This is a genomic window from Sorangium sp. So ce145 (genome assembly GCF_051525985.1).
GTDB lineage: Bacteria > Myxococcota_A > Polyangia > Polyangiales > Polyangiaceae > Sorangium > Sorangium cellulosum_B.
This window is the reverse complement of record NZ_CP150315.1, coordinates 10429380-10442593: the sequence shown is the minus strand read 5'-3', so window position 1 is coordinate 10442593 and position 13214 is coordinate 10429380. Positions and strand designations below refer to the sequence as shown.

General features: G+C 70.9%; 10 protein-coding genes. 7 read left to right on the top strand and 3 right to left on the bottom strand.

What is annotated here, in order from left to right; all coding sequences use genetic code 11:
• The first annotated feature begins 86 nt into the window (after positions 1-86).
• The 3 genes from folP to WMF34_RS38795 are packed head-to-tail and all read left to right on the top strand — an operon-like array spanning position 87 to position 3242.
• A complete protein-coding gene (gene folP / locus WMF34_RS38805) occupies positions 87-1010 on the top strand; it encodes a dihydropteroate synthase (RefSeq protein ID WP_437990942.1) in 924 nt (307 codons plus the stop codon).
• Positions 1003-2307: a diadenylate cyclase CdaA gene (cdaA, locus tag WMF34_RS38800; protein ID WP_012240231.1), complete on the top strand. Its 1305-nt coding sequence runs from the start codon at positions 1003-1005 to the stop codon at positions 2305-2307. The genes folP and cdaA overlap by 8 nt, the downstream gene beginning before the upstream one ends.
• Positions 2304-3242 carry a CdaR family protein gene (locus WMF34_RS38795; RefSeq protein ID WP_012240230.1) on the top strand — a complete coding sequence of 313 codons (939 nt, stop codon included), beginning with the start codon at positions 2304-2306 and terminating at the stop codon, positions 3240-3242. The genes cdaA and WMF34_RS38795 overlap by 4 nt, the downstream gene beginning before the upstream one ends.
• Before the next feature lie 129 nt (positions 3243-3371).
• On the opposite strand, the gene WMF34_RS38790 is transcribed toward WMF34_RS38795, so the two are convergent.
• Positions 3372-3857 (bottom strand): nitrate reductase associated protein, encoded by a 486-nt coding sequence (locus WMF34_RS38790; protein WP_012240229.1) that lies wholly within the window; start codon positions 3855-3857, stop codon positions 3372-3374.
• Positions 3858-3957: 100 nt separating this feature from the next.
• On the opposite strand from WMF34_RS38790, the gene WMF34_RS38785 reads away from it, so the two are divergent.
• Both WMF34_RS38785 and WMF34_RS38780 read left to right on the top strand, forming a co-directional pair.
• On the top strand, positions 3958-4659 hold the full coding sequence (locus WMF34_RS38785; RefSeq protein ID WP_012240228.1) for a hypothetical protein: 702 nt from the start codon (positions 3958-3960) through the stop codon (positions 4657-4659).
• Positions 4660-5945: 1286 nt separating this feature from the next.
• Complete coding sequence (locus WMF34_RS38780; RefSeq protein WP_157907214.1) at positions 5946-7283, top strand: carbohydrate porin; 1338 nt, start codon at positions 5946-5948, stop codon at positions 7281-7283.
• Between the two features lie 96 nt (positions 7284-7379).
• Here the strand turns inward: WMF34_RS38780 and WMF34_RS38775 are convergent, their stop codons facing one another.
• Together WMF34_RS38775 and glpK are read right to left on the bottom strand one after the other, a co-directional pair.
• Positions 7380-8165 (bottom strand): UPF0158 family protein, encoded by a 786-nt coding sequence (locus tag WMF34_RS38775; protein WP_012240226.1) that lies wholly within the window; start codon positions 8163-8165, stop codon positions 7380-7382.
• A gap of 276 nt (positions 8166-8441) precedes the next feature.
• Positions 8442-9953: a glycerol kinase GlpK gene (glpK, locus tag WMF34_RS38770; protein WP_437990941.1), complete on the bottom strand. Its 1512-nt coding sequence runs from the start codon at positions 9951-9953 to the stop codon at positions 8442-8444.
• A 270-nt stretch (positions 9954-10223) separates the two neighbouring features.
• On the opposite strand from glpK, the gene WMF34_RS38765 reads away from it, so the two are divergent.
• On the top strand, positions 10224-12107 hold the full coding sequence (locus WMF34_RS38765) for an adenylate/guanylate cyclase domain-containing protein (RefSeq protein WP_049876505.1): 1884 nt from the start codon (positions 10224-10226) through the stop codon (positions 12105-12107).
• Positions 12108-12229: 122 nt separating this feature from the next.
• On the top strand, positions 12230-13183 hold the full coding sequence (locus WMF34_RS38760) for an acetyl-CoA carboxylase carboxyltransferase subunit alpha (protein ID WP_012240223.1): 954 nt from the start codon (positions 12230-12232) through the stop codon (positions 13181-13183).
• The last annotated feature ends 31 nt before the right edge of the window (positions 13184-13214 follow it).

Genomic DNA, 13214 nt, shown 5'->3' with positions numbered 1-13214 from the left:
CAATTGCTCCTGGAAAACATCGATTCGAGCAGACAATTGCCGTTCGGCGCAAAAGTTGCTACCCACAGGAAATGTCCCCGCTGCGCATGCTGCTCGAACGCCGCAGGAGCGTGGTGATCATGGGGGTCCTGAACCGCACGCCGGACTCGTTCTCCGACGGCGGTCGCTTTGCGGATGAAGATACGGCTCTCGCGCAGATCGATGCGATGCTCTCCGAGGGGGCAGACATGATCGACATCGGCGCGGAGTCGACGCGGCCGGGCGCGCGGCCCGTGCCGGATGACGAGCAGATCGCGCGCATCGGCGGGAGCGTGCGCGACGCGGTGAAGAGGGGAGCGGTGGTCTCCATCGACACGACCTCTCCCGCCGTCGCGGCGCGCGCGCTCGACGATGGCGCGGCCGTGGTCAACTCGATCTCGCTCGACAGCGCGGCGGAGCTCGGCGCGCTCTGCGCTCGGCGCGGGGCGTCGCTCGTGCTCATGCACAGCCGCGGCCCGATGTCGGCGATGGCCGGCTTCTCCGCGTACCCCGACGACGCCTACGACGACGTCGTGGCCGACGTGGCCCGCGAGTGGTCGAGCGCCGCCGCGCGGGCGCTCGAGGCAGGCTTGCCGGAGGGCGAGCTCGTCCTCGATCCGGGCCTCGGCTTCGCGAAGAACGCGCGGCAGTCGCTCGAGCTGTGCGCCAGGATGCACGAGCTCTGCGCCCTCGGCTTTCCCGTGCTCGTCGGGCCGAGCCGCAAGTCGTTCCTGGCGCGCGCCGCGGCCTCGGAGGCCGCGGCGCGGGGCGGCGGCGAGGAAGCGCTGCTCGCGCCGCCCCCGGACCGCCTCGGCGGCACCGTCGCCGCCGCGATCGCGTGCGCCGCGCGCGGCGCCGCGGCCGTCCGTGTCCACGATGTCCGCCCCGTGCGCCAGGCCCTCGACGTGATGCGCGCGATCGAGCGCGCGGGCGCCGGCGACCGTCGGCGCCCGGACGGCCCCGTCGCCCAGGGGGCGCGAGCCGATGGTTGAAGGGTTCCTCCGCCTCTTCTCGGTGAGGCCGGCGACGCAGGTCATCCGGGACTTCTTCGACATCTTCATCGTCGCCTACGTCGTCTACCGCGCGCTCCTCGTGCTGCGCGGCACCCGCGCGATGCAGATGGGCCTCGGGCTCGGCATCGTCTTCCTCATCTATCTCGGGGCGAAGATCTTCGGCCTGACCACGCTCCTCAACCTCCTCTCCTGGCTCCTCTCCTCGATCATCCTCATCGTGGTCGTCGTCTTCCAGAACGACATCCGCCGCGCCCTCATCCGCGTGGGCGGCAGCAACTGGTTCACGAGCGGCCGCGAGCAGCAGTCGCGCGTCATCGACGAGGTGGTGGCCGCCGCGACCGAGCTCGCCCGCCACCGCATGGGCGCGATCATCGCCTTCGAGCAGGACGCCAACGTGCTGGAGTTCGTCAAGAGCGAGGGGATCCACATCGACTCGGTCGTGACCCGAGAGCTGCTCGTCTCGCTGTTCGTCCCCGAGTCGGTGAACAAGCTGCACGACGGCGCGGTGCTGATCCGCGATCTCAAGATCGCGCGCGCCGGCGTCTTCTTCCCGATGCCGGAGACCAAGATCCTCGACGCCAGCCTCGGCTCCCGCCACCGCGCCGCGCTCGGGATCACCGAGGAGACCGACGCCGTCGTCGTCGTCGTCAGCGAGGAGCGCGGCACGATCAGCTTCTGCTTCAGCGGCAACATCGTCTCGAACCTCGACGGCCAGTCGCTGCGTCACGCGCTGCTCGGGCTCTTCGGCCGCTCGTCGCGCAGGCGGCGCTTCGCCAAGAAGGTCGCCCAGGTCGGCCGCGCGAGCCTCCCGACGCCGGCGCGCGGCCCCGCCGTGGGCGCGACGCAAGGCGCCGGGCAGGCCCACGAGCCCGGCAAGCCCGCCGCCGCGAAGCCCGCGCCGATCGAGGCCAAGCCCGCGGCGCCGGTCTCGAAGACGTCCTCGATGATCAAGGCGGCCGTGGAGCCCGACGCGCGGCCGATGGCGCGGATGTCGACGTCCACGCCGATGCGCTCGGGCGCCGAGGCGCGCGCCGCGACGGGATCCAGCGCCGACCTGCGCGCCGCGGCCGGGGCCGGCGCCGGTGGGACGGCCGCGCCGCAGGACGCGGATCGCCCGTCCGAGCGCGGCCGGCCGGCCATGGTCGACGTCCCCGCGGCGGCCGCGACCGATTCCCCCGTCCCGTCACAGCGCACCTTCGTCCCGACCGGGCAGGTCGCGGCGACCGCCGCATCCAAGGGGAGCGCGGAGGGGATGCCCCCGCGAGATGAGCCATGACGCTTGCCGGCATCCGCGAGGCGCTCCGCTCGGCGCTGCTCGACAACCTCGGCCTCAAGCTGCTCTCGATCACCTTCGCGCTGTGCCTCTACGCCTTCATCCACGGCGCGGAGAACGCGCAGCGCACGCTGATGCTCAGCGTCGTCTCGATCCTCCCGCCCGAGTCGAGCAACCGGCAGCTCATGACCCAGATCCCGAACGAGGTGGCGGTCACGGTGCGCGGCTCCCGGACGCAGCTCGACGACCTGCGCGCCGAGAGCCTCGGAACCCTGCGGCTCGATCTCCGCAACGGCACGGTGACGCACATCGATCTCGACGCGTCGATGTTCCACGTGCCGGCCGGGCTGATGGTCGAGCAGATGTACCCGTCGACGATCGAGCTCGGCTGGGACGACGTCGTCACCCGGGCCATCCCGGTGCACGTCCCCCGCACCGGGGACACCGCGCAGGGGTTCCTCGTGAAGGGGATGGTCTCGGTCGAGCCGCCGATGGTCAGCGCCCGCGGCCCGCGCTCGGTCGTCGACGTGATGCAGCTCGCGCGCTCCGCGCCGTTCGACATCAGCGGGCTCACGGAGGGCACCTACCAGCGGCAGCTGGCGCTCGATCGGCCGCCCAAGCTCGTGACGTACAGCTCCGAGAGCGTGATGGCGACGCTCGAGATCGGGCGCGAGCTCGCCACGCGGACGTTCGAGCGCAAGGTCGAGGTGATCGGCATCCCGCGCGCGACGGTCGCGCCGGCCGTGGTGCAGGTGAGGATCACGGGGACGCCGGAGGACGTGGGCGCCGTCAACGCCGACGCGATCGTGGCGCGCGTGGAGCCCAAGGCGGCGAACCTCGATCTGAGCCAGCCGGGCAGCGACTTCCTCGACGTGCTCGTCGACGTTCCGCGCGTCACCGCGGAGGTCAACCCGTCGAAGGTCATGGTGAAGTGGTGAGCGCGGCGCGCTGACGCTCCGCCGCCGAACGTCAGCGCGAGGGGACCACGAGCTCGCCCCGCGCGAGCCGCGCGGACAGCGCGCTGCCCCGCGCCTTCGTTGCGCCCGGGATCCTCGCCGCGGCCTGGCTCACGGCGAGCGCGCAGCGCCGGCGTCCCGGGACAGCCCGAGCTCGCCGAGCAGCGCGCGCAGCTTCTCGGGCCCGCGCTTCGGATCGGCGAGCTTGACGATGGCGTAGCGCTCCTCCTCGGTCAGCTCCGCCAGGCGGCCGAGCGCGCCCTCGTCGAGCGCGCCGTCCGGGCCGAGCCGCTCGCGCAGCCGCGCGCTCACGCTGTCCCGATCCCAGGCCGCGCGGCGCACCGGCGCGCCCGCGAGGGGGGCGAGGGCGACCCCGGCGCGCTCGGCAAAGCCGCGGAGCACCTCGGCGTAGACGGCGACGTCCTCGTCGGTGTCGGCCGGCAGGTGACACAGGGCGAGCCGCTCCGCGCGCGACAGCGCCTGCCACCCTGCGAGAGAGATCTTGATCTCGGCGAGGTCCAGCTTCCGCCGCACCGAGAGCGGCACACAGTCGAGCGAGGTGTGGACCTCGCCCTCGAGCGCGAACTGCCTGTACATGGTGGCGCCATTCTATACCCGCCGCCCGCGCCCCGGGCGCTCCGCGAGCGCGGCGCTGCCCGGAATGGGATGCGCGGCGCGGTTGCGCTAGCCTGCCGATGTGCGCCGCTCCGGGCTCCTCACGACGCTGCTCGCGTCGCTCGCGTTCGCGTCGCCGACGTCGAGCGCCCACGGCCAGGTCGCGCCGTCGGCGGCGGCGCCGGTGCCGCTCGACCGCGTCGTCGTGCGCTGGCATGCGCCGGAGACGGGCGGCGTGCGCCGGCCTCAGTTCATCTTCGAGCGGGAGCTCGCCTTCGAGGCCCGCCTCGAGGCGCTCGCCGATCCCGACGCGGAGCCCGGGCTGTACCGGGACAGGCATGTCCGCGCCGCGCTCGACAGGCACATCGCGGAGACGCTGCTCGCCAGCCTGCCGATCTCGCCGGCGCCGACCTCGGCCGAGGTGGCGCAGCGGGCCGAGGCCGCCCGGATCGCGCTGGAGCAGCGCGCTCGCGGCCGCGCGCGCCTCCTCGCCGCGGCGGCCGCCGAGGGGATGAGCTCCGACGAGCTCGACGCGCTGCTGCGCCGCCAGGCGCGCGCGAGCTTGTACCTGGATCGCATGGTCGCGCCGATGCTCGAGCCCACCGATTTCGAGCTCAAGATCGTCCTGCGCTCCGGCGCCACGCCGTTCAAGGATCAACGCTACGAGGAGGTCGCCCCGGCGCTCAAGCGCTGGGTTGTGGGGCAGCGGCTCGCCCAGGCGCTCGACGCGTACTACCAGAACGCGCGGGCCCGGGTCTCCTTGAGCATCACGCCCGCACGCTGAGCCGCGCCGAGCGACCGGCCAGCTGCGCGCCACGTCGAGCCGCACGCCCGGGCGGCAGGAGAGCAGAAGTCCATCTCGCGGGTCGATTCGACCTCTCGATAGCGAAGGACAGCACCAGACATCGTGAAGAGGGCTCACGAGCCGTTACTCATGCAGAGGATGGAGGCCTCTCGTTCAACGACTCAAGCGTTCGGTGCGGCGAGCCGGTGGCACCGCGGCGCGCGCCGCGACCGCGCCCGGAGGCCCGCCAGGCACCAGCCGGCCTCGCCGAAGCAGATGGGATGTCTCGGGGCGACAGCGCACCGCCCTTCCTGGACAAGAACATGTCCACCCACGCTGCACTGCAATCGAGACTGACCCGCTCTGGATCTGCGTCGGTCGTTGCGCTGTTGCAACGCAATGCGTTATCCTGTCGACGAAGGGCGATCTGCCTGCGCGGCCTGTGTTCCGCGGCATGGTCCTGCGCGCGCGCGCAGGATCCGCTCGCTGGCGCGACGCGTTCGGCGCGCCGGCGAGCGTCAATGACGCTCAGCGGGGCCGACGGCTCGCCCTGGGTTCAACCCAGGAGAGAGACGAGCACCGCGGCGACGCCCCGGCCGGGTGTCGACATGAAAAGCCAGGTTCGAGGTCCCGAAACACGCGGCACGCCGCCGCGCGCGGCGGAGCCATCGCGGTGCGAAAACGCAGCTGGCCGGGGCTCGCCAATGCAGCCTTCCTTTCCGTCTCACGTGCGCGGCGCGCACCAAGTAACGCACCCGGGGCACCCGTGAATTCTTCTTGCAACACTTCAGGCAGCGCGAGAGCCAGCGCGAGCCTGTTTTTGGTGCGATGCGTCATTCCGGGCCCCCGTTCCTGGTCCGAGGAAGAGAGCGGGTCCTGCTTAATCAAGTGATTTCGATTACTTAATAATAACGCGCCGCAGAAGATGACAAACTGCCGAAGGGTGTTCGGAGACCTTTGACATGAACAGAACGTTCCTGTTAACTGTGCCCACCGCGGGCCCCGCATGTGTGGCAGCGGGTGGCTCTTTCCTACAGAGTCAACTTAGATTCTCTTGACAGGCCACTTCCTCTGCCGCGCTTGGCCATCTGGCCGAATCACCTCCCATCACCCCAAGCACACTCCCAGAGAATGGATAGGAGCGTCGTTCGATGACATCACTTATGAGAGACAGGTCGTCGGTCCCCAGCAAGCGAATCGCGGGTCGGCGCGCCGCTGTCCGAGCCCTCGGGCTGCTTTCCGTCTCCGCCCTTTGCCTCACGGCGGCGCCGCGGTCGGCTCACGCGGTGGGGAGCGAGAACTTTGAGTGGCACTGGTACTCACGCCTCGGCATGGCGTGGTCCCCGGTCTACGGGCAGAACGTCCAGGGCGCGTCCCTGAACCTGCTCGGGTTCGGCATCGGCGGCCGCTACGAAGAGGGCGATTACTCCGAGCCGTCGTTCGTCGCGCACGTGGTGAAGGGCGCGACGCCGGATGACTTCTACGTCAAGTCCGAGATGACCTTCGCCATCTGGAACCAGTACGGCGGGCCGTTCATGCAGCCGTCCTCGAACGGTGGCCAGTCGATCACGGTGCAGTTCAACCAGGCGTACATCGAGGCCGGCAACTTCCTCGTCCCGGGCCTCAGCGTCTGGGGCGGCGCGAAGTTCTTCCGCGAGCAGTACGCGCCCATCGGCGACTACTTCTACCTCGACGACCTCAGCGGCCAGGGCGGCGGTATCAAGTACGGCGGCCTGCAGCTCGCGATCCTCGGGTATCGCGGCTTCGGAGACACCAGGCCCCCCTACAACATCGACGTGAACGGGGACGCGCCCGGCGGGAACCTCGAGCGCTTCCGCACCATCTTCGCCGGCAACTACAAGGCGGAGTTCGGCGGCGAGGCCAAGCACCACGTCAAGGTCCACGGCGAGTTCCACGTCCTGCCGGCCGCGAAGCTGGGCGAGGGCTACGCGGTGCCCGAGAACGCGCCGGCGGACTTCGGCGGCGTCATCGGCGCGAAGCTGCACCTCGGCCTCGGCCAGGGCAACTTCAGCGACACGGCGGTGCGCTTCGGCACCGGCATCGCCAACGGCGCCGCCGGCGGCGCGAAGACGTACCAGACCTGGGGCGCCCCGAACTCGGACCCCAACTCGGACTCGTTCGGCACCTACGCGGGCTCCTTCGCCATCGAGGCGGTCGAGCACGTCGGCTTCCGGCTCGGCGACGCCGCCGCCCTGGAAGGCCTCGCCACCTTCCACTACACGAAGGCGGCGTACGAGGCCGTGGGCGCCGCGCCCGCCACGGAGCTCGAGAAGCAGATGGACTTCTCGGTCCAGGCGAACGCCACGATCTTCGCGCACAAGAACTTCCACCCGGTCGTCGAGGCCTCGTTCCAGGGCCGTAAGGACGGCGATGGCGAGCTGGGCACCGCGGTCAAGGTCTCGGTCGTCCCGACCCTCGTGCCGACGGGCGAGCTGAGCGCGGGCGCGCGGCCGCACTTCAAGCTCATCTACTCGCTGGCCATCTACAACGATGCCGCGAGGGATCAGGCGATGTCCGGCTACCTGCAGAGGACGGGCGCCGGTCCGGGCGTCGGCTCGAAGCTCGGCCAGTACATCGGTGCCCGCACCGACTGGTACTTCTAGACCGCTCGGCGCTCGAAGCCGTCGCTCCCCTCCGTTCCCCCACCCACCCTCAGGCCAGCGCCCCGGCGCCGCGATCGCGGCGCCGGCGGCGCGCCCTCACGCCGTGTCGCTGCGCGACTCGCTCGCGATCTCCTGCGAAGCAGGCCCGGCGTCGTCGTCCACCGGCCCCTGGGCCTCGTGGTAGTGGTGCGCGAACGAGCGCGCCGCGCGGCGCGCCTTCAGGAACTCCGCGAACGCCGTCAGCGTGTCGAGATCCCGCGGACCGAGCGCCTCGGCGATGTCGCGGAGGTTCTTGCGCAGGCTCTCCACGCTCTTGCCGCGGCGGGGCTCTCGCGTCTCCTCGCGCTCGCGCGCCGGCGGCTCCACCGCAGGGGCCGCCGGGACGATCGGCTCCGGACGAGACGGCACCTCCGGCACCCAGAGCGGGCGAGGGACCGGGTTCAGCGCGTGGGCGCTGAGCCACGCCTCCATGAAGATCCGCAGCCGCTCGCTGCGGAACGCGAACCAGCGCTCCCGCTCCGGACCGTAGGACATCAAAACATCCTTGAAGCGACGGAACGCGCCCTTGCCATCGATCGCCTGGCTGAGCTTCGCCTGGAGATCCATGTCTTCCACCATCGGGATGTAGCGCTCCATCCACCGGTACTGCTCGCGCGAGCTCACGGGATCGATCCGGAGGTAGTTCGCGTCTGCCGCGATGCGCGCGTGCATCTGCGGATCCGCCACGCCGTCGACCACCCGCAGCACGTCGCCCGTGCCGAGGTGCAGGTACGAGTGCACCTCTGGGGCGTTGTTCTCGAAGGCGTCCTCCAGCGCCTCCCAGTCGATCGGGATGTCGCGAACGGCCGTCCCGCCGGCTGAAGCATTCTCGGTAGTCGGCATGTCCTCCTCGTCTCCATCGAAAGCAGCGAGGCGGCGGTGGGCTGGCCGCGCGCCTCGGTTCAAGTGCACCAAGTTTGAACGGAAATGCGCCGTCGTCATAGCACTCTACGCTGGTTGGGGGCTTCTGGGCCTAACTCTCGCAACCTAGGGTTGATTCCTTGATCCGGAAGCCCGTTCGGCCGCCGAGCCGCGGCGCGATGACGGCTCGGGAGAGAGCTTCGGAAGACCTGGTTCAAGCGGAAAACAGCGTGGAAATTCAGGGGAATCGGCGAGTGCTCAGCTGCGCTTCGCGCGCGTGCGGGCGACGGCGTCGGCCCAGCGGTGGAGGTGGGCGGATCGAGCCGCTTCGCTCATCTCGACCTGGAAGCTCTGCCCCACACGGGACATGCGGGCCGCGTCCTCCTTCGTGAGGAAGAGGCCGGCGCCTACCCCGGCGAGCATCGCCGCGCCTCGCGCCGTCGTCTCCAGGTCGGTGGGGCGCTCGATAGCGACGTTCGCCACGTCCGCCTGGAACTGCATGAGCAGGTCGTTCGCGGCGGCGCCGCCGTCCACGCGCATCCGGCGCAGCGGGTGGCCCAGGTCGTCGGCCATGGCCCGCACGAGATCCGTCACGGAGAGCGCGATTCCCTCGAGCGTCGCGCGGGCGAGGTGCGCCGCGGTCGTGCCGCGCGTCACCCCGGAGATGATCCCGCGAGCGTCCGGATCCCAGTAGGGCGCGCCGAGGCCCGAGAGCGCCGGGACGAACGTGACGCCCTCGCTCGAGGGCACGCTGCGGGCGAGCGCCTCGATCTCCGCCGCGCTCTTGATGAGGCCCAGGCCGTCGCGGAGCCACTGCACCGCCGCGCCGGCGATAAAGGCGCTCCCCTCGAGCGCAAAGACCACCTCGGAGCCGATCTTCCACCCGACGGAGGTGAGCAGGCCGAAGCGGCTCCTGAGCGGGCGATCGCCGATGTTGGCCAGCACGAACGCGCCGGTGCCATAGGTGCACTTCGCGTCGCCCGTCGCGAAGCAGGCCTGGCCGAAGAGGGCCGCCTGCTGGTCGCCCGCGATGCCGGCGATCGGGATGCCGTCGGGCAGGTGCGGGAAGCCGCGAGTCGCCGCGATGCGGCCCGCCGAGCCGACGATCTGCGGCAAGAGCGAGCGCGGGATCTGGAGCATCGCGAGCATCGCGTCGTCCCAGCTCAGCGACGCGAGGCCCATGAGCAGGGTGCGCGACGCGTTGGTGACGTCGGTCGCGTGCACCGGCGAGCCGCCGGCCGCGTCGCCCGAGAGCCGCCAGACGAGGAAGCTGTCGATGGTGCCGAAGCAGAGCTCGCCGCGCTCGGCGCGCGCGCGCGCGCCGGGCACGTTGTCGAGGAGCCACGCGAGCTTCGTGCCGCTGAAGTACGGATCGAGCACGAGGCCGGTGGTCTCCTCGACCGCCTGCTCGTGGCCCGCGGCGCGGAGCTCGGCGCAGCGCGCCGCCGTGCGGCGGTCCTGCCACACGATCGCGCGGTGGATCGGGCGCCCGGTCGCGCGCTCCCAGACGAGCGTCGTCTCGCGCTGGTTCGTGATGCCGATGGCCTTGATCGCGCTGCCGGCCACGCCCGCCGCCCTGAGCGTCTCGCCCACGGCATCCTGAACGCTCTGCCAGATCTCCTCCGGGTCGTGCTCGACGAGGCCCGGCTCCGGGAAGTGCTGGCGAAATTCGCGCGTCGCGCGGCCCAGCGTCGCGCCCGACGTGTCCATGAGGAGAGACGTCGTTCCGGTGGTGCCCTGATCGATCGCGAGGAGGTACGCGGAATCCATGCGGCCGACTAACGCGGCGGCATGTGGGCGCATAGCCGTTCCAGGCGACGCCCGCCATGAGATGCAGGGCCCGGTAAGCTAATCATCCGGTCAGGTATCCATGCGACAGCCGGCGACAGCCGCCCCGGGCGGTCGAGCTCGGCGCAGGTGTTTCCCGCGGGGCGAAGGCGCATTTTGCGCGGCCCGGCACGGTCGCTCCCCGCGGCCGGCGCTGGACTTCGGCCGGAAAGATTGTCGGTCCGTGCCCGGCTGGGTAATCTGCCAGAACCGATGGCCCGCCTCATCCTGCAGACCGCCGAGGGCCAGCAGGCGATCGATCTGCGACCCGTGAACTCGCTGGGGCGCCACCCGAACAACTCCATCCAGCTGCTCGACAAGATCGTCTCCAAGGAGCACTGCATCATCGAGCAGCGGGGCGATCACTTCGTCCTGCGCGATCTGGGGAGCCTGAACGGCACGTTCATCAACAGCGAGCGTGTCCGGGGCGAAGCGCCGCTGAAGCACGGGGACGAGATCGCCCTGGGGTCGACGCGTGGCCGCTTCGACGATCCGGCCGCCCCGGTCGCGCCGCCCCTCGTCCCGGGCTGGCCGCCCGTGGTCAACCACCAGGGCGCGGCGCCGGCGCAGCCGCCGGGCCACGGGTATCCGCCGCAGCAGCCGCAGTACCAGCGCCAGCCGCCGCAGCCGCCGCTTCCGGGCACGCCGGTGGCGCCGCCGGTGACGCGGCAGCCGTACGTGCCGCCACCGCCGCTCGGCGCCGGGCCGGGCGGGACCGCGCCGCTGCCGGGGCGCTCGGGGGCGCACGGCGGCTCGTTCGTCGCGCAGGGCACCCGCATCGACGTGAACGATCAGGCCCGGCAGATCGGGACGCAGATCGCCGCGGTCGACAAGGGGTTCTTGGCGTTCGATCGGATCGCCAACGACATGAACCAGCTGCGCGCCGACTACGAGCGGCTGCGCCTGTCGCACGAGCTGTCCCGCGAGATCGCCGCCGAGCGCGACACGACGAAGCTGCTCGAGAAGATCCTCACGAGCGTGTTCAAGTTCATCCGCGCCGACCGCGGGGTGATCTTCCTGCGCAACGAGAACGGCGAGCTCACCCCGCAGGCCATGCAGCGGCGCGACGGGACGACGGCCCCGATCAGCGTGTCGTCGACGATCCTGAACCACGTCGTCCACGAGCGGGCCGCGGTGCTGACCCACGACGCGGCGATGGACTTCGCGGCGTCGAAGGGCAAGAGCATGATCTTGAACCGGATCAGCTCGGCGATCGTCGCCCCGCTGCAGCACAACAGCGAGGTGCTCGGCGTGCTCTGGCTCGACTCGGAGACGCTCGCGCAGTTCCAGCCCAAGGACCTCGAGCTGGTGACGGCCATCGCCTACCAGGCGGCGATGTTCATCGAGATCAACATCCTCGGGAAGAAGATCGAGAACGAGATCGTCACGCGCGAGCAGCTGCGCCGGCTGCTCTCGCCGAACATCGCCGAGCGCGTGCTGAGCGGCCAGCTCGCCGTGAAGCAGGGCGGCCAGCACGTCGAGGAGTGCACCGTCTTCAACAGCGACATCCGCGGCTTCACGCGCATGGCCGAGAGCAAGCGGCCCGAGGAGCTCGTCGAGATGCTGAACCTGTACTTCGAGCGGATGGTCGACACCATCTTCCAGTTCGAAGGCACGCTCGACAAGTTCATGGGCGACGGGATCATGGCGCTCTGGGGCGCGCCGGTCGCCCACCGGGACGATGCGGTCCGCAGCGTGGAGTGCGCCCTGAAGATGGGCGAGGTGCTCGGCGAGTTCAACCGCGAGCGGCTCGAGAGGGGCGAGCTTCCGCTCGCGGTCGGCATCGGGATCCACACCGGCCCGCTCGTCGCCGGGTACATCGGGAGCTCGAAGGCGCTCAGCTACACGGTGATCGGCGACGTGGCGAACACGTCGGCGCGGCTCTGCTCCATCGCGCTGGCCGGGCAGATCGTCATCAGCGAGAGCACGTACGCGCAGCTCGGGGGAAGGTTCGAGACCGAGGAGCTCCAGCCCGCCAAGGTGAAGGGCAAGGACAAGCCGGTCACGATCTACAACGTCATCCGGAGCCGGCCGATGTCGCAGGTCCCGGCGAACGCCTTCATCCACGCCGAGCCGACCAACGCCCTCCCCGAATGACCGAGGTGACGCGTCGCCTCGGCCGATCGGCCGGGGTGTGCGCGCGCGTCATCCCGTGGACGATGCAGCGCGGCACCACAGCGCCGTAGCCGTCCGCCCGCTGCAGCGTTAGGGTCCGGGCCGTGGCTGCTTCGATCCTACCCTTTGAGAAACCTGTCGCAGAGCTCATCGAGAAGGTGCGGGAGCTGCGCGCGCTCGCCGCGGCGGACCCGCGGTTCGAGCCGGAGCTCGCCCAGCTCGAGGACAACACGGGCCGGCTGGCGCGCGAGATCTTCGCGGGCCTCACGCCGATGCAGAAGGTGCTGCTCTCGCGCCACGCGAACCGGCCGTACACGCTCGATTACATCAAGCGGCTGTTCACCGACTGGGTCGAGCTGAAGGGCGATCGGCGCTTCGCCGACGACTGCTCCATCGTGGGCGGGCTCGCGACGTACCACGGGCGGAGCGTGGTGGTGGTGGGCCACCAGAAGGGGCGCGGCGCGAAGGAGAACGTGAAGCGCAACTTCGGGATGCCGCACCCGGAGGGCTACCGGAAGGCCATCCGGCTCTACGAGATGGCCGACAGGTTCGGGCTGCCGATCCTGACGTTCATCGACACGATGGGCGCCTACCCGGGCATCGGCGCGGAGGAGCGCGGCCAGAGCGAGGCGATCGGCGCCGCGCTCGCCGCGATGGCGCGGGTCGGGGTGCCGATCGTGGCGACCGTCATCGGCGAGGGGGGCTCGGGCGGCGCGCTGGCGCTCGGCGTCGCCAACCGGGTGCTGGTGCTCGAGTTCAGCTGCTACTCGGTCATCTCGCCGGAAGGCTGCGCGGCCATCCTCTGGAAGGACGGCTCCCGCGCCGACGAGGCCGCGGCCCGGCTCAAGATCACCGCGCCGGATCTGCTGCAGCTCGGCGTCGTGGACACGATCGTCGAGGAGCCGACCGGCGGCGCGCACCAGGATCACGACGACGCCGCGGCGCGGCTCGACAAGGCGCTCTGGGCGACGCTCACGTCGATGGACGGGCTCGGGCCGGAGGAGCTCGTCGACGATCGGTACCGCAGGTTCCGCGGGCTCGGGTCGTTCGTGGGTTAGGCGGCGCGCCGCCCCGGCTGGCCCTCCTCGA